The sequence below is a fragment of the Segatella copri genome (assembly GCF_026015465.1).
GTDB lineage: Bacteria > Bacteroidota > Bacteroidia > Bacteroidales > Bacteroidaceae > Prevotella > Prevotella copri_E.
Window position 1 is genome coordinate 529,482 of sequence record NZ_JAPDUQ010000002.1, and the last position, 23,473, is coordinate 552,954.

General features: G+C 44.9%; 21 protein-coding genes. 8 read left to right on the plus strand and 13 right to left on the minus strand.

Annotated elements, in window-relative coordinates; translation table 11 throughout:
* The first annotated feature begins 21 nt into the window (after positions 1–21).
* Together ONT08_RS09155 and ONT08_RS09160 are read left to right on the plus strand one after the other, a co-directional pair.
* Entirely contained in the window at positions 22–1,011 is a 990-nt protein-coding gene (locus ONT08_RS09155) for an Abi family protein (protein ID WP_264959751.1), read from the plus strand.
* A gap of 842 nt (positions 1,012–1,853) precedes the next feature.
* Complete coding sequence (locus ONT08_RS09160; protein ID WP_118200255.1) at positions 1,854–3,410, plus strand: IS1182 family transposase; 1,557 nt, start codon at positions 1,854–1,856, stop codon at positions 3,408–3,410.
* 375 nt (positions 3,411–3,785) lie between these two features.
* Here ONT08_RS09160 and ONT08_RS09165 read toward each other — a convergent pair whose 3' ends face one another.
* Entirely contained in the window at positions 3,786–3,992 is a 207-nt protein-coding gene (locus tag ONT08_RS09165; protein ID WP_154481360.1) for a hypothetical protein, read from the minus strand.
* Positions 3,993–5,076: 1,084 nt separating this feature from the next.
* On the opposite strand from ONT08_RS09165, the gene ONT08_RS09170 reads away from it, so the two are divergent.
* The 6 genes from ONT08_RS09170 (at position 5,077) to ONT08_RS09195 (ending at position 10,409) form a co-directional block, all read left to right on the plus strand.
* Positions 5,077–5,514 carry a hypothetical protein gene (locus ONT08_RS09170; RefSeq protein ID WP_153080645.1) on the plus strand — a complete coding sequence of 146 codons (438 nt, stop codon included), beginning with the start codon at positions 5,077–5,079 and terminating at the stop codon, positions 5,512–5,514.
* 199 nt (positions 5,515–5,713) lie between these two features.
* Entirely contained in the window at positions 5,714–6,208 is a 495-nt protein-coding gene (locus ONT08_RS09175) for a hypothetical protein (RefSeq protein WP_153080646.1), read from the plus strand.
* Positions 6,209–6,310: 102 nt separating this feature from the next.
* Positions 6,311–6,820 (plus strand): hypothetical protein, encoded by a 510-nt coding sequence (locus ONT08_RS09180; protein WP_264959752.1) that lies wholly within the window; start codon positions 6,311–6,313, stop codon positions 6,818–6,820.
* A 37-nt stretch (positions 6,821–6,857) separates the two neighbouring features.
* A complete protein-coding gene (locus ONT08_RS09185) occupies positions 6,858–7,280 on the plus strand; it encodes a hypothetical protein (RefSeq protein ID WP_118066982.1) in 423 nt (140 codons plus the stop codon).
* 34 nt (positions 7,281–7,314) lie between these two features.
* Positions 7,315–9,840: a hypothetical protein gene (locus ONT08_RS09190; protein ID WP_264959753.1), complete on the plus strand. Its 2,526-nt coding sequence runs from the start codon at positions 7,315–7,317 to the stop codon at positions 9,838–9,840.
* An 8-nt stretch (positions 9,841–9,848) separates the two neighbouring features.
* Positions 9,849–10,409 (plus strand): DUF5675 family protein, encoded by a 561-nt coding sequence (locus ONT08_RS09195; RefSeq protein ID WP_006846453.1) that lies wholly within the window; start codon positions 9,849–9,851, stop codon positions 10,407–10,409.
* Here ONT08_RS09195 and hrpB read toward each other — a convergent pair.
* The 12 genes from hrpB to ONT08_RS09255 all read right to left on the minus strand — a co-directional run bounded on the left by hrpB (position 10,396) and on the right by ONT08_RS09255 (position 23,324).
* The gene (gene hrpB / locus ONT08_RS09200) at positions 10,396–12,975 is read right to left on the minus strand and encodes an ATP-dependent helicase HrpB (RefSeq protein ID WP_264959754.1); all 2,580 of its coding nucleotides are present in this window, start codon (positions 12,973–12,975) and stop codon (positions 10,396–10,398) included. The two genes, ONT08_RS09195 and hrpB, sit on opposite strands and share 14 nt — an antisense overlap.
* Before the next feature lie 31 nt (positions 12,976–13,006).
* Positions 13,007–13,780 (minus strand): hypothetical protein, encoded by a 774-nt coding sequence (locus tag ONT08_RS09205; RefSeq protein ID WP_254973845.1) that lies wholly within the window; start codon positions 13,778–13,780, stop codon positions 13,007–13,009.
* Positions 13,781–13,842: 62 nt separating this feature from the next.
* Positions 13,843–14,985 carry a glycosyltransferase gene (locus ONT08_RS09210; protein WP_264959755.1) on the minus strand — a complete coding sequence of 381 codons (1,143 nt, stop codon included), beginning with the start codon at positions 14,983–14,985 and terminating at the stop codon, positions 13,843–13,845.
* Positions 14,986–15,060: 75 nt separating this feature from the next.
* Positions 15,061–16,218: a diaminopimelate decarboxylase gene (gene lysA / locus ONT08_RS09215; RefSeq protein WP_119237574.1), complete on the minus strand. Its 1,158-nt coding sequence runs from the start codon at positions 16,216–16,218 to the stop codon at positions 15,061–15,063.
* A 139-nt stretch (positions 16,219–16,357) separates the two neighbouring features.
* Entirely contained in the window at positions 16,358–17,680 is a 1,323-nt protein-coding gene (locus tag ONT08_RS09220) for an aspartate kinase (protein WP_264959756.1), read from the minus strand.
* Positions 17,681–17,707: 27 nt separating this feature from the next.
* Positions 17,708–18,424 carry a cell division ATP-binding protein FtsE gene (locus ONT08_RS09225; protein ID WP_022121797.1) on the minus strand — a complete coding sequence of 239 codons (717 nt, stop codon included), beginning with the start codon at positions 18,422–18,424 and terminating at the stop codon, positions 17,708–17,710.
* A gap of 30 nt (positions 18,425–18,454) precedes the next feature.
* On the minus strand, positions 18,455–19,102 hold the full coding sequence (gene hisIE, locus ONT08_RS09230; protein ID WP_118080771.1) for a bifunctional phosphoribosyl-AMP cyclohydrolase/phosphoribosyl-ATP diphosphatase HisIE: 648 nt from the start codon (positions 19,100–19,102) through the stop codon (positions 18,455–18,457).
* Positions 19,103–19,163: 61 nt separating this feature from the next.
* Positions 19,164–19,943, minus strand: coding sequence for an imidazole glycerol phosphate synthase subunit HisF (hisF, locus tag ONT08_RS09235; RefSeq protein WP_118140298.1), 780 nt, complete (start codon positions 19,941–19,943; stop codon positions 19,164–19,166).
* 60 nt (positions 19,944–20,003) lie between these two features.
* Positions 20,004–20,720 (minus strand): 1-(5-phosphoribosyl)-5-[(5-phosphoribosylamino)methylideneamino]imidazole-4-carboxamide isomerase, encoded by a 717-nt coding sequence (gene hisA / locus ONT08_RS09240; RefSeq protein ID WP_118201035.1) that lies wholly within the window; start codon positions 20,718–20,720, stop codon positions 20,004–20,006.
* 16 nt (positions 20,721–20,736) lie between these two features.
* A complete protein-coding gene (gene hisH, locus ONT08_RS09245) occupies positions 20,737–21,375 on the minus strand; it encodes an imidazole glycerol phosphate synthase subunit HisH (protein ID WP_118201034.1) in 639 nt (212 codons plus the stop codon).
* 229 nt (positions 21,376–21,604) lie between these two features.
* Positions 21,605–22,141 (minus strand): FHA domain-containing protein, encoded by a 537-nt coding sequence (locus ONT08_RS09250; RefSeq protein ID WP_006846465.1) that lies wholly within the window; start codon positions 22,139–22,141, stop codon positions 21,605–21,607.
* A 106-nt stretch (positions 22,142–22,247) separates the two neighbouring features.
* Positions 22,248–23,324 (minus strand): SPOR domain-containing protein, encoded by a 1,077-nt coding sequence (locus tag ONT08_RS09255; RefSeq protein WP_437183601.1) that lies wholly within the window; start codon positions 23,322–23,324, stop codon positions 22,248–22,250.
* Positions 23,325–23,473 lie beyond the last annotated feature (149 nt).

Consider the following 23,473-nt stretch of genomic DNA (forward strand, 5'->3'; position numbering starts at 1 on the left):
AGCAGATTTTGAAGAAAATATTTGGAGAAATCAAATAAAAACAGTATCTTTGCAGCACTAGAATCCGCCACGCTTCCCATAGAACAGCGTACCAGGGCGGAACTTTTTGTTTATATGCGTATGGAATATATTAATCCACCACTTGGTACAGCAACCCTTTTAGCCAATCTTCAAAATGAGGGATTGGTGATTATGGATGAGAGAAAGGCAAATGCTTTTCTTGAGAATGTCAGCTACTTTAGATTTGCAGCATATTTGCGTCCTTTCAAAGCTTCAGACAGGCATAGCTATAAGGAAAATGCAACATTTGAGAAAGCTGTGAGACTTTATGAGTTTGATGTCAAACTTAGAACCCTGCTATTTTCCGCTATACAAAAGATTGAGATTTCTTTGCGGGCAAAGGTTATCAACCAGTTTTCTTTGAATTATGGAGCTTTTTGGTTTATCAATCCCGATTTGGCTGTTGACAAGCATAAGTTTGCAGAGAATCTTTCCTCTTTGGATAGAGAACTGCAGCGTTCCAAGGATGATTTTATCAAAGAGCATTATGTAAAGTATGGCAATGAAGATTTTCCACCAGCTTGGAAACTAATAGATTTGACATCGTTTGGCTGCTTGACAAAATTGTATTTCAATTTCGCCAATGGTGCTGCCAAAAAGAAAATAGCTCGTTCCTATAACGTTCCTCAGCAAGAAATACTTGAAAGCTGGATGAAATCCATCAATGCGCTTCGCAACTGTTGTGCCCATCATGGGCGTGTATGGAATCGTGTGATGCCTGTTATGCCCCAACTTCCAATGAAATTAAAACAAGCATGGATAATGAATAAGCCCGAAGTCGCTAATCGACTATATTCCGTTCTTTGTTGCTTGTTATATTGGCTCAATGCCATTGATCCACGAAATGAATTATGTGCTAAGTTCAAGGACTTATTGTCACAATATCCAGAAGTTGACACGAATGCCATGGGATTTCCTAAACATTGGCAAGATGAGCCATTGTGGAGATAGTAGTTTGGTATTCGGACTAACACATTTTTCCTACACCACCAAAAATCACCTTGCAGAGTTATGTGAAATTCCATTAACATTTCTGCCATAGATTTTGAGGGGAAAAGACATGGAAATTAGAACTTTTTACGTTAAAATACATATTTGATAAGTAGATTTTGAGGAAAATATTTGGAGTTTCCAATAAAAAAGAGTATTTTTGCAGCAACAAATCCCACCACGCCTCTCAACGATGCGTACCACGGTGGGACTTCGCTTTTTATAAAGGGTATATGGATTACGACAAACAACCGATAAACGTAGATGAACAGGTTGCTTGCAGATTATCCCAATATTGATTTACATGCCATGGGCTTTCCACAAGGATAGGAAAACGAACCTTTATGGAGATAGCAGTTTGGTATTCGGACTAACACATTTTTCCTAAACCACCAAAAATCACCTTGCAGAGTTATGTGAAATTCCATTAACATTTCTGCCATATTGTGTTAAAGAAAAAAACTCATCGTTTTGCGGGTCATAACTCATAGCTTTGTGATGAGATAGTCATAGTTTTAGGGGCAATGAAAGTATGCATTTCGATACCGCTAAAAAATCGATTACAAATTACAATTTCAGTTATTACAGTTTTATTTTGACCCAATATCACGCTTTTAAAATGTAAGTATAGAAAAGTATGAGGGTGTGTCATAAGTCTATGGTGCACCCTTTTCGTTTTTCTTCTTTTTCCAGATACAGAACTGAAAAAATTGTTTTTATTTACAACAAAGCCCAAACTTTCACAAGCTCGGGCTTTGCCTTTCCGCAAAAGATTTGTATCTTTGCAGAAAACTTCTTTAAGTATGGCAAAGATACAAATAAAATCTGAAACTCGGCACGAATTGAGCTTTTTTCCTAACTCTTTCGATGATTATGTGCCAAAAGACAGCAAAGTTCGTATGGTGGATCGTATTGTTCGCAGTATGGACATCAACCCTCTCATGGATACCTATGATGGGATTGGTGCTCCTCCTTACAGTCCGAAGATGCTTCTAAGTTTAGTTGTTTTTGCCTATATCAATGGCGTTTATTCCTGTCGTGGCATAGCGGACGCACTTAAATACGATGTTCGCTATATGTGGATTTGTGGAGGTAAGCAATTATCTTTCGCAACAATCAACCGCTTTAGATCCAATCATATGATTAAATGCATCGACTTTTATTTTGATGCAGTCGTCTCCATATTGGTTGAAAAGGGCGTGATTAGTCTGGAGGAACAATATGTTGATGGCACTAAGATAGAGTCGAAAGCAAACAAGTACACGTTTGTATGGAAGAAGACTGTGGAAAAGAACAGGGCTAAGCTCTTGGAAAAGACCTCTGCTGCATTGGCTCAGATAAAAGAACAAATTCGCCTGAATGGCGGGAGTGACATTAAGGAAGAAGACAGCGAGCCAGCCACTTCCGCCAAGGATGTAGAGAGAAGTGCACGTTTGTGTGAGAGGCAAGCTAAGAACCTTCCTAAGGCAAAGCTTACAGGAAGAGAGAAGCAAAAGCTAAATACTCAGATAGATCACTTGTTCAAAGCCTCGGACAAACTGTGCGAGTATGAAAAATCACTGGATATACTGGGCGAGAGAAACAGTTACTCCAAGACTGATCCCGATGCGACCTTCATGCGCCTCAAGGAAGATGCCATGAACAATGGGCAGACAAAGCCTGCCTATAACCTTCAAATTGCGACAGAGAATCAATATTGGACGAATTTCGCCCTTTATCCCAATCCAACAGACACCCTGACCTTCAAGCCTTTTTTGGATAAGTACAAGAAAAGATATGGAAAGCAATCCAAGAGCGTCACCGCAGACTCAGGGTATGGCTCGGAGGAGAACTACGAGTACCTAGAGATGGAAGAAATGATGGGTTATGTAAAGTACAACTGGTTTCACAAGGAACAGCATAAGCCTTTCAAGGAGGATGCCTTCAACCAAGCGAACTTCTACTACAACAGGGATGATGACTATTATGTCTGCCCCATGGGACAACACATGGAACCTTGTGGACAACGGCAAACGAAAAGTGACTCCGGCTATGTGTCTGTCATTACATTATATAGAGCACAACGATGTGATGGATGTCCGCTTGGAAGTCTCTGCAAGAAATCCAAAGGCAACAGAACCATATATGTCAACCATAAACTGAATGCATATAAAAAGGAAGCCTTCCTGCTACTAACGTCTGAAGAGGGCTTGAAACACAGAAGCCAGCGACCGATAGAGCCGGAAGCTGTATTTGGGCAGATGAAGGCGGATATGCATTATAAGCGATTCAGGCATTTTGGAATGGACAAGGTTTATATGGATCTAGGATTGTTCGGAATGGGATTCAATTTGAAGAAATATTTGGGTATAAAACGATAAAACTCAATTTTGGTTGTTTTATCGTCAGGGATAACTATGCCCTTTTGTGAACTTCTTGCCTGTTTATAATAGAGAAGATCGGAAAAAGTAAAATTTGCAGACGATATAATATGATTCCCTTTTTGGAATAGGCTACGATACTTCTAGGATTATGCAATAAATAACATAAAAGAGGGTGCGCCATAGACTTATGACACACCCTCATAAATATTTGTAGTAACAGATTGTTACTACCTTCAAACCCTTATACCCCCTCAGGGAAAAACTGTAATAACTGAAATTGTAATTACCGTAATACAAATAATCTTCAAAAATCCTTGGTTGTTTCAAAAACATTTCGTACCTTTTATTGGTACAGTGACTCCTAATCACATACTATGTTGGTGGATTGTATTTTTCCTTGGGAGCTAGCAATTGTAACAAGGTTAGGTCTGCCATTACAACTTCCGTTTTAATTTTGTCAATGACTTCTCTGTCGTGTTTATTAAATCTTTCTGATTGAGCAAGAGCATGGGCGAGTGTTGCCTCTGCATGTCTTAGCATTTGTAAGAACCATAGAAGGTTGTTTGATACTTCTGTCATGTTACTAACCATTTTAAATTTCAATAAATATAGCCGCGAAGTTATAGAGAAAAGTTCGTTTTTCCAAATGCCTTAAACTATATTATGTTATTCGCGCATATTTTAAAATTAGACCTTAAGTGAGAATAAACGTCTGAATTATGCTTTTCATTATTTTATTTCCAAAAACTTTGGTGGTTTCAAAAACATTTCGTACCTTTGTGGTCAGCATTGCTATTGATGCTGACTACTTAATATCTTAATGATATGAGCTTAAAGAAAATCAGCCCCAAGACCGTCCGAAAACCTTGATTTTCTGCTGTTTATCACTGTTTTGAGGGCATATAAAGCCCTCTAAGCTAGTCTGGGTTATTCCAAAATTAGGTTAAATCACGCTTGTGAATTTTCCTTGCGATAGTAAATAACTATATGATTATGAAGAAAAACAGAATGGTAAGTAGCACTTTATGTGCTCTGATGCTTTTATGCACAATGTGCCTAATGACTTGTTCGAAAGATAGTTATGGTAACGACATTCCTGAGATACCGTAGGAAGAGGATCGCTATTATGTGAAGTATGAAATGGATATTCATCCATGGAATACTCAAGCAGTATGGTCTACAACCATTTCCTGCCAAGGTGATAAAGGTCCAGTTACTTTAAAGACAAAGGATACTAAGTGGGAGGCAACTTATGGTCCTATCAAAAAGAATAGTAGACTGTATCTTAAAATAAATTGCAACCTTTCCTTTAGTAGCAGAAGTGATAGCTATGTAAGAATATGGGTTAGCAAGAATAAGGAACCATTCGTGCTTAAGGCAGAAGAGAGAGGTGATTCACCTTCTCTTCAAGCAGAATGTGGTATAGACTTTTAACGACAATGTGCTGAGCACATCTACCGTAAATTTTCCAAAAAGTAGAAGGAACTGGTAGCTTCCGGGCTGCCAGTTCCTTTTACTATGAATGCACACTTTATTAAGTCTTTTGCTTAATTTTCTGTGAGATAGTAAAAAAATAGCACTCTTTTTGGGATTTAAGGAATCCTATATCACTTGTTTATTCCAAATAAGGAAGCTAATTTTGAGGCAAAAATTGGAATAAGCAATGACTAAAGGTAGAAGTTACATCAACTCTTATGCTGATAGAATCATGAGAGAAAATATGATTGAGGAGGTGGGAACACTGCTCGATCTGATGATGAATGAGGATATGATGACCCCCAAGGAGATTCATATGGAGTTTGGTGTAGACCCTAAAACTATCGCTGCGCTGAGAAAGAAGAAGACATCTATTACCTTTGAGAGCATCCGAAAGTTTTGTTATGTCATAGGCTATTACCTGATGAAAGAAGAGGCTGCCAGAGAACGCAAGATAAGATGGGGAAGAGACAAGGAGCAAAAAAAGAAGGATGAGATGAATGAAATCAACAAACTGAAAGAGCGTTATGAGAAGATATATGGCATGATGGCTAGCTTCGTGGAGGATTTATATAAGAAAAAAGACTTGCGCCAAGTGGTGAAGAATGAGAGTTTGCCAGGGTAGCGCAACCTAATATGCTATTAATTAATAAATTATCTCGTAAAAATGAAAGTTCAACTCCGATTGGGCGAAGATCATTTGCCTTAAAGACTACCGTATGCAACAAGGTTGTGTGCGGACACCGTTTGCTAGAAGTCCTTTCCCCAACGATAGGTAAAACGTGACTTGTTCTTATCATTAACATTCTAACAAGAAAAGGAAAATGTCGTTAGAAGAAATTTTTGCCCAGGCAATTCTGACTGGTGGAGTAACCATACTGAATTGCTCTGTTGTCATTGGTAGCAATGCGCAGGTGAGTGATTTTTTGCAGAATACAGCTGCTAGTAACCAAAATCTTAAAGTAGACCAGGAAATCAAGGTGGACCCCAGACTCAAGACTGAGAAGGCTGCCCTGATATGGAAAACACTGACAGAACATAAGTATATTCATACTGAGGGCTCTTGGTATGTATGGGATCGTACGCAGGCTGAGTATGGATATATGGTGTATATCGTATCCGATATTCTGGGAGTGAAGCACCCTGCTAACAATACTATCATGTGGAAACCTTTTCATGCCCTATTCTTGAATGCTTCGCATATCGAAGGTGTGGCTAAAGCATCGGTGAGCAATAACATATCACAGTTTAGTAATTATAATGCCTGGTGTAATGAGGCAAAAAATATTCGAAGAATTTTATTGGAATATATCTCTTGATGTTCAGATACTTATAGCTGATATAATCGTATAATATTATATAACTGTTATAAAGATAACATTTTACTTCTTAGTACCTTTGCCCCCGTAATCAGATGCACAGTGCGTCTGGTTGCGGGGACTTTGCGTATTGCGGGTTCTCAATCTTTTAATACATATAATATGTTTACAAGACTGATGGCGCAGCACCCGATATTCGGGGATATGAGAGGCGCAGTGAATGAGAAGGGAGTGGTGCTCTTCCTGGTGAACGACGTGGTGGACATGTTTGGGCTGAAGCCCGAACGAGTGGTGGCGAGAGTGATGGCATCCCAGGGCACGCTCCACTGGTTTGACCTGAAGCTACAGGAGGGCGGCATGGTGTCGGCTCCGATGTGCGACGTGAGAATGTTTCTGGACTTGACTTGCGACGTGGGCAGGAAGGGCAAGAAAGCCATGGAGTGGGTAGGGAAGAAGCTGGTGGCTGACTTCCAGGACGAGGTGAAGCGCAAGAAGTATGAGCTGGATGTGCCGCCCGTCATGGAGAGAACGGACAAGAAGTTTGACCTCCACTTCTATGACGACGTGATGATGGTGAACCATCAGGTGTTCCCGATTTTTATTTTAAGTTAAAGAGACATTAATAACTTATTATTATTTTTACAAAGTTATGAAGAAAGCAACTAGCAAAAAGCTGCTCAATGCAGTAAAGGTAGACGGTGCTGTGATCACCGAGGAGAATGGTAACGTATCAGTGCGCAAGGCGCCATGGAACGAGACGGAGGTAATCAGTGACAAGCCGCAGGTGATCAGGGGCAGGATGATATTCTCGGGTGGCGAGAATGGGCGAGGCGACTGGGTGGACTTCAAGCCTTATGTGCAGGGCAAGCGAGAGAAGCCCTTCACGGAGATTCTCAAGACCAAGCACGGGGTGGTGCGCACTAGCAAGCGAACCGTGCAGGTGAACTATGCCTTCTCCAAGGACATGAGCAAGGCGGAGATTCTGCGCTGCCTCAAGGGTGAGCACCAGGAGATGGTGAAGGCTATCAAGCCCTTCAAGGAAAATGTGGAGTGGGAGGACTATAAGGAGTAATAGATAATGTATAATTAATAATGTATAATTAAGCATGAACCACTTTATAGCAATGAATCCTCAGCGTGGGGGCAATAAGGGCAGCGCCAGCTGCCTGCCCCTGGCTGAATATGACAAGCTGATAGCTCAGCCTTGGCTCCACGATATGGTGGAGCAGATACGTGGGGGTAATGATAAGCTGAAGGGGCTGATGCCCTTCCGCTGCGGCCACTACAGCCGATTCCTCAAGAATCATCGCTCGCAGAAGGATGCTGACCCTACGAGTTTCCTCTTCCAGACCACCATCGACATCGACGATAAGGAGCTGGTGGGTATCGCCATCGAAATGGCAAGGCAGCTGAATTGCAGCGACTCCATCTGGAAGGGAATGCTACTGCATCTGGAATACTCGGCTCGTAAGAAGCTCCACATCGACATCCGAATGCCGATAGGTATGACTATCGAGGAGACGCAGAGAGCGTATTGTAAGGCACTTGGCGTGCCCTGCGATGAGAGTTGCTTCACCCCAGAGAGAATCCTCTTTATCACGGATCAGAACTCGGAGATCTATCGCTCCAAGGACTGGTATGCCGTGCTTCCTGCCGATGAGCTGAAGGCTCGCAGAGAGGCTTATCTGAAGCGTGGTCTCACCATTGACGGAAGAGGAGATGCAAAAGTTAATAGTTTACAGTTTACAGTTAATAGCAATAGTAATGACAATGTTCAAAATAATAGACTTTCGGGCTCTAACGGCAATCCTGCTGTTTCTCATGGCTCTGCTATTCAGCCTGCCCAACCTGGTAATAGCCATGGTGCTGATGCTGGTAATCTCGGCTCTGCTGGAAGCTATCAGATTCCTGACGGATTACCAACCTCTGGTACCGCCAGCGAGAAGAGCTTAATCGCTTTTGACCTCTTCACGGAGTCGGCAGGACTGAAGAATGTGAATATCGATACCGAGGGCTCTCGCCACTCCTCACTTCTTGCCATCATGAGCGCAGGAGCGAGCAGGGTGATGAGTGAGGAAGAACTGAGAAGAGTGGTGGCAGTGAAGATGCCTAGCTTCGCCCAAGAGCGTGACTGCCAGCAGCTGATCCATGACTTCTATGAGAAATATGGAGACAGTTCGAAGCCATTCTCTAGAGATGTGATCCGCATCAATGCGCAAGCAGAGAAGCAAGCGACTCTCTTAACTCCTAATTCCTCACTCCAAACTCCTAACTGTGAAGATGATTACCCCGCTCCGCCCGAGATGCCGAAGAAGCTGCCTAAGCTCGTGGAGCTCCTCGTGTCTCAGACACCGGATGTCTATAAGCCTGCCGTAGCCCATGCCATCTTTCCTCCGCTAGCCACCCACCTCTGCCGCACCTATTTTAATTACATCGACAATGTGGAGCATGAGGCTACGCTAATGTGTTGTCTCTTAGCTGGTACGGGCGCAGGAAAGAACTGCGTGCAGATGCCTATCAACCTGATTATGGAAGACATCAGAAAACGAGACAAAGATAACCTGAAACGAGAGAAGGAGTGGAAGGATGAGGTGACAAGAAAAGGTGCTAACAAGGATAAGCGTAAGCGACCTGAAAACCTCGTGATCCAGGAGATAGACGCCGACATGACCAACCCTGCCTTCGTGATGCGTACCGCCGAGGCGCAGGAGCATTTCCTCTATACTGCTCTCAACGAGATAGACCAGTTTGATAACCTAAGGGGCATTGGCAACCAGCAGTTTCGTATCATGTGCCTCGCCTTCGACCCTGGTAATCAATATGGACAAACCCGAGTGGGCACGCAGAGTGTTACGGAGCGAGTAACCATCCGATTTAACTGGAATGCCTCGACCACCATCAACAAGGGTATCCGATATTTCTCCAAGGTATTGACCGATGGTCCTATCTCTAGAATCAACTTCTGTACTATCCCAGAGCGTGAGATAGGAGCCGAGATGCCTGTCTATGGCACATACGATGACACATTCAGAGAGAACTTAAAACCCTATATCGAGCATCTTAACATGGCTTCTGGTACTATCAATTGCCCTGAGGCTTTCGCCTTGGCACAGAAGCTGAAAGAGGAGAATGCCGACTTTGCCCGTATGAGCCAAGACAGGGTTTACGAGAACCTCTCGTTCAGAGCCAATGTCATTGCCTATCTGAAGGCTTGCGTGCTCTATGTGGCGAATGGTTGCCAATGGGAATCCGAGATAGAGGAGTTTGTGCGCTGGAGCGAGCAGTATGACCTGTACTGCAAGATGAGATTCTTCCGAGATGCTATCGTGAAGGCGGAGCAGGAGGGAGTGAAGTCGAGCAAAAGAGGGCCTTCCAATATGCTGCAACTTCTGCCAAATGAGTTCTCTTATCAGCAGGCTGAGCAGTTGAGAAGCGACTTGGGGCTGGATACCAAGGGCACCCGACGGATGATAGCCACCTGGGTGTTCAGAAAGTATATCGTGAAAGTGGAGGCAGGCGAACAAGGCGTTAATGCTGGTAATGACAAAGCTGATAACAGCCATTGCAATTACAATTACGGTAATTACAGTTTTTATCGCAAGCTATGTTTTCTCAAAAAAGAATCTAAATAGAAACAATTATGGAAATCGTACTCAAAAGAATAGCTAAGCAGAATACTTACACCATAGGGCGTATGTATATCCTGAAGGACGAGGAGGTGGAGCGCAAGGTGAACTATACGCTCAATAAGGACCAGAAGCGCAGCTTCTGCCATGTGGTAGATGTGGGCAAACTGGACGGGGAGCACTACTTCTGCGATACCCTGGAGCCAACGTGGCGCAACCTGCTGGGCATCACCCTGTTGCCCCAAGAGGAGAATGTGCGTCTGGGGCGAGTGTCGGAGAAGAAGGCGCAGAAGATGAAGGGCAAGACTGCCATACCTGAGGGCACTTATCCCGTGCTCATCACCAAGTCGCCGAGATTCAAGCAGTGGCTGCCCCTGCTGCAGGGCGTTCCTGGCTTTGAGGGCATCCGCATCCATGCCGGCAACTACCCCGATGATACGCAGGGCTGCATCCTGCCGGGCGAAAACAAACTCCGAGGCATGGTGGTAAACTCCCGCATCTGGCTGCATCGCCTCGTCAATGCCATCACGGCGGCGAGAGACCGAGGCGAGAGCATCTGGATCACCATCGTTTGACACCTCTCACGGCCTGGCTCTCTAACGGATTCTCCGGCCAGAAATGCTTAGGGTAACGGCGCTTCAGTTCTTTGCGGACTTCGAAATAAGTGCCTTGCCAAAAACTTGCGAGATCCTGAGTAAGCTGGACGGGCTTGAAGCCGGGAGATAACAACTCAAGCAGAAGAGGCTGTTTGCCAGCATCGACAGTGGGAGTTGATGTCATTCCGAAACACTCCTGAAGCCGCACACTCAGAACCGGAGCTTCGGTTCCCTGGCGGTAATCGATGCGGATATTGCTGCCCGATGGCACACGGATGTGAGTGGGAGCAAGGCGGTCTATCTCCTGCTGAAGCTCATAAGGAAGGATGTTCCAAAGGATTTCGCACAGGTTGAGTTTCTTCAGCTCAGTAACAGAAGTCTTCATCTTACCACCTTCTTCGAGATAGAAAGGGAGCCACGCTTTGGCTGTTGTCAGGAGATGCTCTGTTGACAGGTCGGGAATCTCCAGTTCCGGATGCCACTCAGCTACTTGCGCCACGCGCTGTTGCAGACGATGAACCGATTCGTTCCAATCGAACATGCTGAGTCCGTCTTTTCTGGCAGCTTCGCAGATAATATTAGAAACAGTCTCTCGGTTGGCATTCTGTATCGGCTTGCTGTCTATGACGAGCGTTCCTATCCGTGTTTCCTGCTGCATCTTTACCTCCAGCGTTTTACTGTTCCAGGAAATATTTTCACAGGTTTGTGCCGGCAAGTTCTTCCAGTTGACGGGGGCTGAGAGAAATACCCTTCCTTTCCGTCCCTGCCCAGAATTGGATGATGAGGTTGAAGCGAGGTTGAGTGATGCGATGGCAAGCCATTCGTTTGCTGCCATGCTGTCGCACGGGTCGATGAAAATCGTGTTGCCATTCGACATCTTGAAGTTGCCCGCATGGTCGGTGGCATGGGCGATGCGCTCAGGATAGGCTAGGGCGATGAGATGGCCCACTTCCTCAGCATCAATTGGCTCGTTGTCTTCCCTGATACGCAGCATCTTCCTGTATTCCTGGGCAATCTGAGCGATACGGTTCCAACGTCCCAGATTCTTCTTGCAGCGTGCGGAACGTAGGATAGAAAGGCGGAGCGTCATGTCTGAATCTTCATTTTCGCCCATCGGGTCTTTCTCTTCCAGCAGAGCAGCAATGTCGCAGGCAAGGGCTTGGATTGAAGGAGAACCGCTGCTGATCATCATCTTGGCAATGCGCGGATGACAAGGAAGTTGTGCCATTCTGCTGCCTTCTGCGGTGATGCTGCCACTGAGAGCGTGAGCATCATGATCAGGAGTGAGGGCGCTGAGCGACTTGAGAAGTTGCTGCGCCAATACGAGGTTGCCCTTGGGAGGAAGGGTGAGCCAAGGCAGCAGTTCCGGTTTGTTTTCGCCGAAAGCTGCAATGTCGAGAACCAGCGAAGAGAGATCTGCATCCAGTATTTCGGGCAGCCGTTGTTCTGGCATCAGATGTTCCGAGGTCTGTGTCCAAAGCCGGTAACATACGCCTGATGTGATTCTGCCCGCACGCCCCCTTCGTTGCGTAGCCATGTCCTGACTGATACGAACGGTTTCGAGATGGCTCAAGCCTGTACGGGCATCATAAACCAGTTTTCGGCAGAGTCCGGAATCCACAACGATTCTTACTCCTTCGATGGTGAGAGAAGTTTCGGCGATAGGAGTGGCCAGTACGATTTTCCGTTCACCCGGTTTGGAAGGAGCGATTGCGAGTCGCTGCTTTTCAGGCGAAAGGTTGCCGTAGAGTGGATAGATTTCCGTTGAAGATAAGGCAGAGCGAAGCAGTTCTTCGCATTTCATGATTTCTCCCTGTCCCGGCAGAAAGGCAAGAATGTCGCCTTCCTGGTTTCTGAAAGCCTGACAGATAGTGGCTGCCATTTCCTGCGCTACCTGATATCTGTCGATGTCGTGGTCTGCATAAATGGTTTCTATCGGAAACATTCTGCCTTTACTCTCGATAAGCGGAGCCTGAAGTGCCTGACAGATGATAGAAGCATCGATTGTTGCTGACATGATAATGAGCTTCAGGTCAGGGCGGATGATTTCCTGTGTTTGCCGGGCCAGCGCTAACGCCAGATCGGAATTGATGCTGCGCTCATGAAACTCATCAAAGATGAGGCACGAAACGCCTTCGAGTGTAGCATCATTGACCAGCCTTCGGGTGAGAATGCCCTCGGTAAGGACTTCGATGCGTGTATCATCCGAAACCTTGCTTTCGAATCTTACCCGATAGCCGATGGTTTTGCCCACGGGTTCTCCCAGAATCTGTGCCATCCGTTCGGCAATCTGGCGAGCAGCCAGGCGGCGCGGTTCGAGCATCAGAATCTTACCCTGACTTTTAAGATGATCATGGATGAAGCCTTCCAATGCCTGATCACTCATGCCCCGCAGAATGGTGAGCGGGAGAAGGGTAGATTTACCGGCTCCAGGAGGAGCTGTAATAACAAGGTTAGCCGACTCCATCAATGCTTCATTGACAGAGTCGGCTATCTGGTAAGCTGGCAGATGACCAGCCTGCTGTTCTATTCTATCTAAGTTCATTTCTTCTTATTTCACAAACTTCAGATTTCTTTTATTTTACAAATTTCAGAATCTCTTTACTCTTTCTGCCCTTTTTGGCAGGAATCGGCATGAAGCCTTCTGTGAGTCCTGTTTTATCTGTCATGGTCTGGAAAACGGAGGCGGCATAGGAAGAGAGTTTCTTCTCTGCCAGTTCTTGCTTGATAGCATCCTCATCATAATCATCAGCATAGAGCAGAGTGTGTAAATCGTCAAGATATTTTTGCGGAATATTCTGATGCGGCATGCGGCTTTTTATCTGCATAATCTGTGCGATGATAGCCTGCTTGGTCTGGGCAGCGATGGCTTCTGCCTTTTGCTGCTCGAAGACTGCCAGCGTCTCCTCATCCGTCTCCTGCCAGTTTTGCATCATGGCTTCAGTGTTGGTAAGATGACTGTAGCCTGAATAGCGAATCAGGGCGATGCGCTTGTTCCAACCTTTCTTTTCCAGATAGTTTTTCTCCATAGGGGTAGTAGCTACTATGAGGTTGGCTTTGGCGTACATGGCTTTCTGATACATAGACTGTTGCAGTGAACGCTTCAAGTAAGGGTTCTTGCAATTTCTCTCAGAAATATCACCTAGTGGACAAACGATGTAGGGAATGTCCATCTGCTTTGCTTTCTTGGCTATCTGGGCTCCCTGCCATGTCCATGCTCCTATAATCAACACAATGTCGGCATCAACCAGACTGTTGGTGATGTCGAGCTGCTTATTCAAGGCTTCGATGTATGGAAGATACATCTTCAGCAACTTCTTATGGTTGGAAATGAACAAATATACTTTCATCGTTCTGTCGGTTATTTTTAACTGTTATTATTTGATAGACTGTTACTTCCTTTTTACCCTGTTTAGAGTTTATGAGAAGTGAAATCGTTTTTGTCAGCCCGCCAATAGCGCAATTTGGTAGCCAGATTTCTCCAGATAATTCCATATTCGAAGAATGGCAGTTTGAACATCGCTATTCCGTCATCAAAGTGTTTGATGGCCTTGTTGGCTATCAGCATTCTCACGATGAACAGCAGGAGGAAACTGAAACCTGCGCATCCTGTAAGAATCCAATTCTTCATGAGGATAGAGTAGGCTGCTACGGCCAGCGTTGCTATCAGGCTGAGATGTGGCATGAGATGGTCAAAGAACATGAGGGTACGCATGGAAGCGGCTCTTTCCAAACTCTTGCGTGAAGCCTGCAGATAGAGGTGGGCATTGTACCAGCTCTTGTTCGATGGTGCTTCGCGGATGAGCCATGCATCGCAATCCAATTCTGTAGCAGTTTCGCCACAATGGGCATACTTGTTGACGAGAAAATCGTATTCGCCGCGAACATATTCCAGGTTGCCCTGATAGCCCTGTTCCTTCATGAAGTCGCTCTTGCGGAACGCTACGTTTGGCATGTGGCTGCGATAACCATAGGTCTGCTGGGCACGGCGCAAAACATAGTAAGCCTTGCGGATGCTGTCGAAACGGCGAACGCTCTTGGTTTCCTCATCAAGGGCTACATATCCCAATACCAGATGGTTTGGGTCCTGACATTGACGGACCATGGTTTGCAGCCACTTGTCGTTGCTTGGGCGGCAATTAGGTTCTGTCAAAATAATCCATTCATGTTTGGCTGCCTTCACACCCAGTGTAATCTGCAATTTCTTGCGGCTCATGTAGCGTGAACTCTCAGGAATGTAAGTATAATACAGATGAGGGTTCTCGGCTGCTGTTCGCTTCAGAAAATCCTGTGTCTCGCCATCTGTACTCTGGCAGACTACGATTACCTGATAGTCAGCAGTGTACTGCTGACTCAGGAACATAGGGAGATTCCTCTCCAATTCAGCAAGATTATCGTGTGCGGTAATGAGTATACTGACAGGAGGTTGATTCTCTGCCGTTTCTGTTTTTTGAAAGCGCAACGAGCGCAGAAATGGATTTATCAGCGATCCGAGAACCGCCAATAAAACCACCACTGCGCCTGCTATTATAGTAGTTGTACTAATGATCATCATATTCTTTTTCTCGTAATATAGAAAGCTAGAGAAAGGAGAATCCTATAAACTCTTAACTTTTAACTTTCAACTATATTAAAAGTCTTCTGTAATATACCCCTTTGGCAACTGGCGACAGTTGTACTGGCTCGCCATAATCTCACCATAGGCTCCGGCTGAGCGGAGGGCGATGAGGTCGCCGCGATGGGCTTTGTTGATGTCGACAGCCTTGCCGAAGACATCGCTTGATTCGCAGATAGGACCTACTACGTCGTAAGTTTCTACAGGTTCATCGCTTGAGATGTTCTCAATCTTATGGTAAGCCTGATAGAGAGCTGGACGGATAAGGTCGGTCATTCCTGCATCCACAATGGCAAACTGCTTGGCTGTGCCCTGCTTGATGTAGAGTGTCTTGGTGATGAGAGAACCCATCTGACCCACTACAGCGCGGCCCAACTCGAAGTGAAGCTTCTGACCATTGCGCAACTTCAGTTTCTTTGCGTATGTATCGAAATAATCCTTGAAATTAGGGATTGGCTGTCGGTTTGGATGATTATAGTCAATGCCCAATCCGCCGCCCACATTGATGTTCTTCACAACGATGTGATGAGCTTCGAGCTGGTTCTGAAGTTCGTTGATACGGTTGCAGAGTGCCTCGAAATCACCCATATCGAGAATCTGGCTTCCGATGTGGAAGTGCAGTCCGAGGAACTGGATGTTCTTCATCTTGGCAGCCTCTTCGATTACGGCTTCCATGTCGCGCATGGCAATTCCGAACTTGTTTTCTGCCAGACCTGTTGTGATGTTAGCGTGCGTATGGGCACCGACATCCGGATTGATGCGGAAACAAACCTGCGCAATCTTATTCTGTTTTTCAGCCAGCTCGTTGATGATTTCCAACTCCGGAATGCTTTCTACATTGAAGCAGAAGATGCCTTTCTCCAATCCGAGGTTGATTTCCCAATCGCTTTTACCTACACCAGCGTAAACAATCTTGCTGGCAGGGAAACCGGCTTTGATGGCTGCCTGAATTTCTCCTCCGCTCACACAGTCGGCTCCTAAACCAGCCTGACAGATGATATTGAGCACCTTAGGGTTGGCATTTGCCTTTACGGCATAGTGCACTTCAAATCCCTCGTGCTTGCCAGCCTCTTCATTGATGGTTTTCAATGTCTGGCGCAACACATTGGTGTCGTAATAGTAGAACGGAGTCTGTATCTCCTGAAACTTATCTATCGGAAATGTACCTTTCATTTCACTTAATCTTAAATTAATACCTTATTATAGTTAAATCAGAATATCCAATTTATAGTAAATCAGAATATCCAACGAAGAGTGGATAGGAAGCATTACATACGAATTCTTCACTTTTCACTCTTCGTTTTCATTTGCATTACTTCTTCTCGAATAATACGTTGCTCAAGTTCTGTAATGCCTGCTTCTTATCTTTCTCTCTGATGAGGAATGAGATGTTGTAGTTAGAACCACCATAAGAAATCATGCGTACAGGAATGTTCTTCATCGCATCGGTAGCGATGGTCTCGAAGCCAACGTTGCTCCAGTCCAAATCACCTACAACGCAGATGATGCACATATCAGAATCAACAGTTACTGTACCATATTTCTTCAGTTCGTTTACGATGTCGTTAAGATGAGAATCATTATCAATACTCATGCTGACACCCACCTCAGAAGTGGCAATCATATCAATTGGAGTCTGATAGCTCTCGAAGATTTCGAATACCTTGCGTAGGAAACCTGTAGCGAGCAACATGCGGCTACTCTTGATCTTGATGGCTGTGATGTTGTCCTTGGCAGCAACAGCCTTGATCTTGCCGCGTACGATGACATTGTCGATGATTGTACCGTCGGCCTTAGGATCCATGGTGTTCTTCAAGCGTACAGGGATGCCTGCATACTTAGCTGGCTGGACACAGGTAGGGTGGAGGATCTTGGCACCGAAGTAAGCCAACTCAGCAGCCTCCTCGAAGTTCAACTGGCGGACAGCTTCAGTGTGCTCTACGACACGAGGGTCGTTGTTGTGCATTCCGTCGATATCGGTCCAGATCTGAATTTCTTCAGCTGGGAGAGCTGCACCTATAAGAGATGCGGTGTAGTCGCTACCGCCACGCTGCAGATTGTCAACCTCGCCGTATGCGTTGCGGCAGATGAATCCCTGAGTGATGTAAATCTGATAGCCCTGGTTCTGCTCCATGATAGCAGCCAACTTCTCCTTGATGTACTGAGGATCTGGTTCTGCGTTCTTGTCAGTGCGCATAAAGTCTAATGCGCTGAGCAATACTGCCTTTACACCCTGTTCCTTCAAGTAGTTAACAACCATGTTGGTGCTCATCATCTCGCCCTGAGCCACGATGCTCTTCTCCTCGAAAGAAGTGAAGAGGTCTTTGGTGAATGAGCGGAGATAGTTGAATTCGCCCTGCAAGAACTCACGAGTCGTATTTTTCATTTCCTTGGTAGAGTAGAGTTCTTCTACATGCTGCATGTATTTTTTCTCCAAGTTGTTGATTACCTCGTTGGCGCCCTCTGGATTCTTCTTGTAAAGATAGTCAGAGATCTCAACGAGAGAGTTTGTTGTACCGCTCATCGCAGACAATACGATGAAAGTTGGTTCACCTGATTCTGTAACCAAAGAGGCTACTCCCTTCATGCGCTCTGGTGAGCCTACAGAAGTACCTCCGAATTTCATTACCTTCATAGTCGTAATTTTATTTAATTATTTCACTTAATTATCTTCTCCATCTTCTGTGAGGTCAATGTGGTTGTACTCGTTGGTTACGTCGTAGAGCACACCTTCCTTACAGCGGTAAACGATGCCTGGGAATTTGTCGAGCATCGGGATGTTATGGGTTGTCATCACAACAGCTGTGCCTTGTTTGGTGATGTCTTTCAGCAGACTCACGATGTTGCTGGCTGTCTCTGGGTCGAGATTGCCTGTAGGCTCATCGGCGATGATGATTTTTGGATTATTGAGAATGGCGCGGGCGATGGCTACACGCTGCTGCTCACCACCTGAGAGCTCATGAGGCATTTTGTCGATTTTATCAATCATGCCTACTTCGTTGAGCACCTCTTCGATACGCTTTTCTCTGTCTTTTTTGTTTTTCCAGCCTGTTGCCTTGAGTACGAATTCAAAGTTCTTGCGAACGGTGCGGTCGTGTAGCAGCTGGAAATCCTGAAAGATGATTCCCAATTCCTTACGCAGAGCCGGAATCTCCTTTCGCCTGATAGTTTTGAGGTCTCTGCCGAGAATTTCAGCCTTCTCGGTTTCGCCTTCTACAAGGTCTAGTTCGCAATAAAGTGTCTTTAATAGCGAACTTTTACCAGAGCCGACTTTTCCAATAAGGTAGGCGAATTCTCCTTCGTCAATATGAAAATTGATGTTTTGGAGCACGCACTTGTCGGCCTGATATATGCTGACGTTCTGATAATCTATTAACATCTTCTATTTTTTCTCCTTAATGTTGGTTTGTTATTTCATTTCGCCCTTGCTCTTGGCAACGCGGCGTTTCTTATCCCATTCCGGATCGTGACGCATCTGAAGTTCTTTCACAACATCTTCTATTCTCAAGCCCTTGCTTGTGAGCAGAACGATGAGGTGATAGAGAAGGTCTGAACTCTCGTAAATGAGTTTCTCGTTGTTGCCGTTTGTGGCTTCGATAATGGTTTCAACAGCTTCTTCTCCAACCTTTTGTGCCATTTTATTAACGCCTTTCTTGAAGAGGCTGGTAGTGTAACTTCCCTCTGGCATTTCTTCGTGGCGCTTGTTGATGAAGTTCTGAAGCTCTGAGAGGAAGAGGATTGGGTTGAGTGTATTCTCTTCTGCCCAGCAGGTGTCTGTACCTTTGTGGCAGGTTGGACCGTCTGGGTGAACCTTAACCAGCAAGGTGTCGTTATCGCAGTCGTTCTGAATGCTAACGAGATTCAGGAAGTTGCCTGATGTTTCACCTTTTGTCCAGAGGCAGTTGCGTGAACGGCTCCAGAATGTTACCTTTTTGGTTGCTATTGTCTTATCGTATGCTTCCTGATTCATGAATCCAAGCATCAAGACATTCTTTGTAACTGCGTCTTGGATGATGGCAGGAACCAGTCCGCCTAATTTTTCGAAATCTATTTCCATTTTATCTTATTTTTATTTTCTTACATTATTATATTCACGTGTCTCAGTATCCTTACGTGTTCTATATTCTCACGTTGATTCCTTCTTCTCTCAGGTATTTCTTGAGGTCAGGAATGGCAATCTCGCCAAAGTGGAACACGCTGGCTGCCAGGGCAGCATCTGCCTTGCCTTGGGTGAAAGCATCGCGGAAATGCTCCATTTTTCCGGCACCACCTGAGGCAATGATAGGAATGCTTACTTCTTCGGCAAGACGGGCGAGGGCCTCGTTTGCGAATCCCTGTTTTACACCGTCATGATCCATACTGGTAAAGAGAATTTCACCGGCACCCCGGTCGGCTACTTCCTTAGCCCAGTCAAACAGTCCTAGTTCCACCCGTTCTCTTCCGCCTTTTACATAACAGTGCCAGCCGTCAGAATCGAGACGTGCATCAATGGCGCATACGCAAACCTGTGAGCCATAATGGTTGGCAATTTCATCGATGAGCTCCGGATGTCGGATGGCAGCACTGTTGATGCTAACCTTGTCAGCTCCTGCGTTGAGCAGGCGGTCAACATCTTTAAGTTCATTGATTCCACCTCCCACAGTAAATGGGATATTGATTTCGGCAGCCACACGGGTTACCATATCCGTAAAGGTTTTGCGCTCTTCGAAACTCGCTGTAATATCGAGGAATACGAGCTCATCGGCTCCAGCATCGCTATAAGCTTTTCCCAGTTCTACCGGGTCACCAGCGCTGCGAAGGTTTACGAAATTGGTTCCCTTTACCGTCTCGCCGTTCTTTACATCAAGACAAGGAACGATTCGTTTAGCTAATCCTTTGTTACTTTGAACTTTGACCATTGAACTTTGAACTTTATGATTACTTAACTCCTAACTATAAACTTTTTGACTGTCAACTATTTAACTATTAACTAGTTTCTTAACATCGATTTTCCCTTCGTAGAAAGCTTTTCCAAATACTACGGCAGGAATTCCTGCAGTTTCCAATGCTTCGATGTCTTCGTTGCAACTTACTCCGCCTGAGGCGATAAGATGCAGTTGAGGATAGGCAGCCATTACTTCTTTGTAGAGTTCTATGGCAGGTCCCTGCAGCGTTCCGTCTTTGCTGATTTCTGTGCAGAGAACATAGCGTACTCCTTTATCGATGTACTTTTTCAGGAAAGGAAGGAGATCTTCAGAAGAATCTTCTTTCCATCCGTTGATAGAAATCTTACCGTTTCTTACGTCGGCTCCCAGAATCAGGCGGTCGGCTCCATACTTGTCCAGCCATTGCATGAAGAGTTCAGGATTGGTGACGGCAATGCTGCCCACTGTAACCATGCTTGCTCCCGCAGCAAAAGCTTTCTCAATATCTTCTTCGGTCTTGATTCCGCCACCGAAATCAACCACGAGAGAGGTTTCTGTGGTAATGGCCTTCAACACCGCATCATTTACGATGTGCTTTGACTTGGCTCCATCGAGGTCTACTACATGAAGGCGCTTGAAGCCCATCTGCTCAAACTGTTTTGCAACATCGGCAGGATTGTCATTGTAAACCTTCTTCTGGTCGTAATCGCCTTTTGTAAGACGAACACATTGGCCATTTATCAAGTCGATAGCTGGAATTAATTCTATCATATTAGTATTTCCTCTTTTATTTTATCTCTAAAAAGTTCTTTAAAATCTGTTCTCCCACTTTTCCGCTCTTTTCCGGATGGAACTGGCAGGTATAGAAATTATCTTTGTGGAGCGATGCACTATAAGGAAGAATGTATTCTGCCTTGGCAATGGTCTCCTCGCAGAGTGGCACATAATAACTATGTACGAAATAGGAGTAGGGATGAAGCAGCGTTTCAGCGGTAGACTTGTCTGAGTCAGAATCTATTCTGTTTCCGAACCCCTTATAAAGGTCAGTCTTCAAATCATAGATTTCATTCCAGCCCATAGCAGGCACCTTGTCTTCGTGTTTCTGAGGCTGGAATCGCTTTACATCTACATCAAAGATTCCGATGCAATCTACGTCACCTTCTTCCGAATGGCGGCACAAGAGTTGCTGTCCTACGCAAATGCCCAGGACGGGTTGCTTCAAGTTCTTGATTACTTGATCAAGCTGATGAGCCTTCAGATATTCCATTGCTTCTCTTGCCTGGCCTTGTCCTGGGAAGAGAACGCGGTCAGCCTTCTGGAGCATTTCTGCATCATCTGTAAGTACAGGTTCGATGCCTAAACGCTTCATGGCGTTGACTACGGAATAGATATTTCCGGCATTATATTTTACGATTGCTACATCCATAACCTAACGTAATTCATTTCTATTTCTTATTTTTCGATGCAAAGGTACACATTTTCTTTTAATTTAAAGAAAATAAAAGCAAAAAGATTACGAAATATAGTAGATTTCTTTCAGAAAGTTAGAAATATGGCGGGATTTTACGTTTTCGTTAAGTGAAAAAGGAGTAATTGGATGTAAACCAACATCCAATTGCTCCTTTTGAAGTGTTTATTTTGATAATCGAAACTTCTTAGTTTTCTTCTTCACTGTCTGCTGTGCGGAGAATGATAGAAGTTGCTCCAATGGTGAACAGGGTTCCGTCTTCGATAACGCGGCGTTCTCTGTCGCCCAGAATCTCATTGTCAACGAAAGTTCCAGTATAACTTGGTCCATCACGGAGTACGTATTTCAATTTGCCTTTCTTGTCGCGGCTAACGTTGATTACGCAATGGTTCATGTCAACGCTTGGGTCTACGGTTTCGATAGGGCAGTTGATTCCGCTGTTCTTCATGTAGCGGCCGATGATGTTGTCGCCTAACTGCAGCGGGATGACCTGTTTGTAAGCGAATACGTTCTCTATGACAACGATAGAGCCGTATCCCTTCTCGTTGGCATTCTCGTCAAGTTTTTCCTCCTTGCGAGTTTCGCGGAGCTTGGAAACTCCCATTCGGATGCCAAACTGCTTATTGCAATTAGGACAAACGAAAACGAGACTCTGACCTGCCTGATACTTGGTCTCATCGAAGGTGATAAAATTATCGCATTTAGGACAACGTACTCTTTTCATATTCTTTTTCTTACTTTTCTATCTTTATTATAATAATGTGTTGTAGAAGTTTCCGATACTCCTTGCTCTTTGTTCTAGCTATAAACAATAAACTCTTAACTATCAACTATTCTTTCACTTTCGTAATCCAGCCGTCAGTAAAAGCATCATAGTTGTGTAAACGGTTGAGAGCAGTATAAGCTTCGCCCTCGGTTGAGTATGTTCCGTATATAACTTTCACATTATTATCCGTAATCAACACCCTAGCTTCCTTGAATCCTTTGTTCTGGAGGAGCTCAGCATAGCAGGCAGCATTGCGCTTGGTAACACGACTTGCCAAAACGATGCTGTAGTAAGAAGAAGCTGTTTGCAATTCGTTGTCCTGAGCCATGTTGACAGACTTGGCAGGAATGCTCTCTTCTGCCTGCGATTCTGTACTAAGAACCAGTTCTTGAGGTTGCGCAACCTTATTAATCTCCTTCGGCATGATGCGGTTCAACATACCTGTGTCGATTTGGCTCTTCTGAACGGTTGGTGTTCCCAATGGAGAAGAGTAGGTGAAGAATGCAATGAGAGCGATGCAGGCTGCTGCAATATTGCGCAACCAGCTCTTCTTGATGCTGATGAATTCGGCATTTGATTCTTCTTCTTCGTTAACGAACACAGAATTGTTGACAGAGAGTCCGCTCTCCATCTTCTGGTTACTATCCTGATTCTTGACTTCGCTTTCTGTACGATTGTTTTCTACTGTCTTTGCTGGCATTTCAATGATTGAAGCAGCAGAATCTTCAGTATTCTGAACCTCTTCTGCAGAAATCTGTGCGAGTGGGAGCATGTTTAAGCCGCCCAAACCGTACAACTCAGGGGTAAGAATGCCCGCCTCGCATGGTTCGAAGCTATAATTTCCGTCTTCGTTCAATATGATGGTGCCAATATCATTCAGTTCAAATTTTCCTGAATTCTCCAGAGTCTGACGCATCTCTGTCACCTCATCAGCAATGCGGTTCAAAGCTTCCGGATAGCTGATGTCGTATGCTTCAACATACGAAAGTGCAAGGAGAGAATCGTTCATCTGGAGCTGTGGGTTAAAGCCAATAGTTCTCAGCGGTGGCAAAAACATGCTGTCTCTGCCATCGTAACGCGCATCTACATGATGAGCCATGAAGCCACCAAATCCTGGGACAATCACGCAATCGTTGCTCAAAAGTAGGATCTCTATATGTCTTTCTAGTCTATTCACGTTTGCAAAGGTAGTGATTTTTTCGGAAATGACCAACAGAAAATAGAGAAATTTTTCGATGAAATCATAAAAAGTCTAATTTGTTTTGTCGTTTCGGGAAAAAGTATTACCTT